At 71.6% G+C, this 1,528-nt stretch carries 3 protein-coding genes; 2 read left to right on the forward strand and 1 reads right to left on the reverse strand.

Annotated elements, in window-relative coordinates; translation table 11 throughout:
• A partial coding sequence (locus ACWDVW_RS32580; RefSeq protein WP_449956821.1) for a hypothetical protein occupies positions 1-332 on the forward strand: 332 nt, incomplete at its 5' end.
• 12 nt (positions 333-344) lie between these two features.
• Here the strand turns inward: ACWDVW_RS32580 and ACWDVW_RS32585 are convergent.
• On the reverse strand, positions 345-1,187 hold the full coding sequence (locus ACWDVW_RS32585) for an SGNH/GDSL hydrolase family protein (RefSeq protein ID WP_449956823.1): 843 nt from the start codon (positions 1,185-1,187) through the stop codon (positions 345-347).
• A 170-nt stretch (positions 1,188-1,357) separates the two neighbouring features.
• Between ACWDVW_RS32585 and ACWDVW_RS32590 the strand changes: the two genes are divergently transcribed.
• Positions 1,358-1,495, forward strand: coding sequence for a hypothetical protein (locus tag ACWDVW_RS32590; protein WP_449956826.1), 138 nt, complete (start codon positions 1,358-1,360; stop codon positions 1,493-1,495).
• Positions 1,496-1,528: the final 33 nt, after the last annotated feature.

Below are 1,528 nucleotides of genomic sequence, written 5' to 3' on the forward strand. Positions count from 1 at the left end.
CCTCGGTGCCGTGCCTGGCGGCGGCCGGCATGCTGGTGACCCGGTTGACCCAGCTGATCGACCTGTGCCGGATGGCCGCGGCGCGCACCGGCGCCAAGGGCCCGCGGTTCGCGATTCCGGCCAAGGCGCTGGGCGCCGTGCTGCCGGTGGTCGAGCCGATCAGCAAGCGTCTCGGCTCCGACATCCTGTCCAAGGCGGCGCTCGGCGCGATCCTGTCGGCCCCGATCGTCGATCACGGCAAGGCCGAACGCGAGCTGGGCTACCACCCGCGCCCGACCGAGGAGACCGTCGCCGACCTGGTCGACTTCCTGCGCGCACCGCGCAGCGCGTAATCCGCGTGCCGGTCACCCCGGCGCCGTCACGGCCGCGCGGAGGATCTCCGCGGTGGCCTGCTGTCCGGCGGCGTTGGGGTGCACCGGGGTGGCGTTCGCCTGCGCTGGCAGCACGGGTTCGACCCAGCGGGTCGCGGGGTCCCGGCAGGCGTCGTGCCCGATGGCCGGGGTGTAGATGTCGACGTAGATCGCGCCGTTGGCCTCGGCCTGGCGCCGCAGCGCGGCATTGAGTTCTTGTTCGATGCCCCGCGCGTAGTCGACGTCGCCCGTACTCAGCGGCATCTGCGGGTAGCAGTGCCCCGCTTCCGGCAGCACCGCCGGGTAGCCGACGACATAGACCCGAGCGTGCGGTGCCAGCTCCCGGATCCGCCCGATCGCCACGCCCATCGCGGGCTCGCCCGCCGCGATGTCGTCGCTGAACCGCGAACCCTGGCTGTCGCGACACGGCGCCCCGACGGCACCGACGTTCCCCGCGTTCAGCGCCGAGCAGGTGAGCACCATGGTCTGGAACAGATTGCGGTCGTTGCCGCCCGCCTGATAGCTCACGACCCGCGTCCGCGCCGACAGCGCGTCGAATTGCGGTGGCTGATCGGCGTATTGGGCCGTGGTCATGTGCGCCGTCGCCGCCGAGGCGCAGCTGACATCGGTGAGTTCCCACCCGGTCGCCGCCGCCAGCCGGTGCGGATAGTTCTGCGCGGACCGCGTACACAGCGCCGGACTCCCCGGCACGGGATCGAGCAGACCCGGTGCGGCGGTATAGGAGTCACCGAGCGCGACATAGCTCACCGCGGGTGCCGAGCCGGCACCCGGAAACAGCAGGCCGAGCACGAGCTGAGCGACGACCGCACCGACCAACGGTCCTTCCATCGAACACTTCTCACCGAGTCACCCACATCGCGGATCGCCGGGCCGCACGGTCCGCCACCTGCGATTTTACGCCGGAACCGACCAACAGGACGGCCGCTGCCGACCGATCCGAACCGACCAGGCTTGACACCATCTCGAACACATGTTCGACTCAGGGCATGCGGTGGCAAGCGCAGGCACTCGATGCCGAGGACGGCGCCCTGCCCGGACTGACCCGGGCGGGGCTGGTGCGCACCGTCCGGACGCCCGAGTTCGACGGCCGCTCGCGGCGGGCCGGGAGCGGCTGGCGGAGTTGATGGCGCCCTTCTCCGCCGAGGTGGAGCACCATG

This window comes from Micromonospora sp. NPDC003241 (assembly GCF_053589795.1).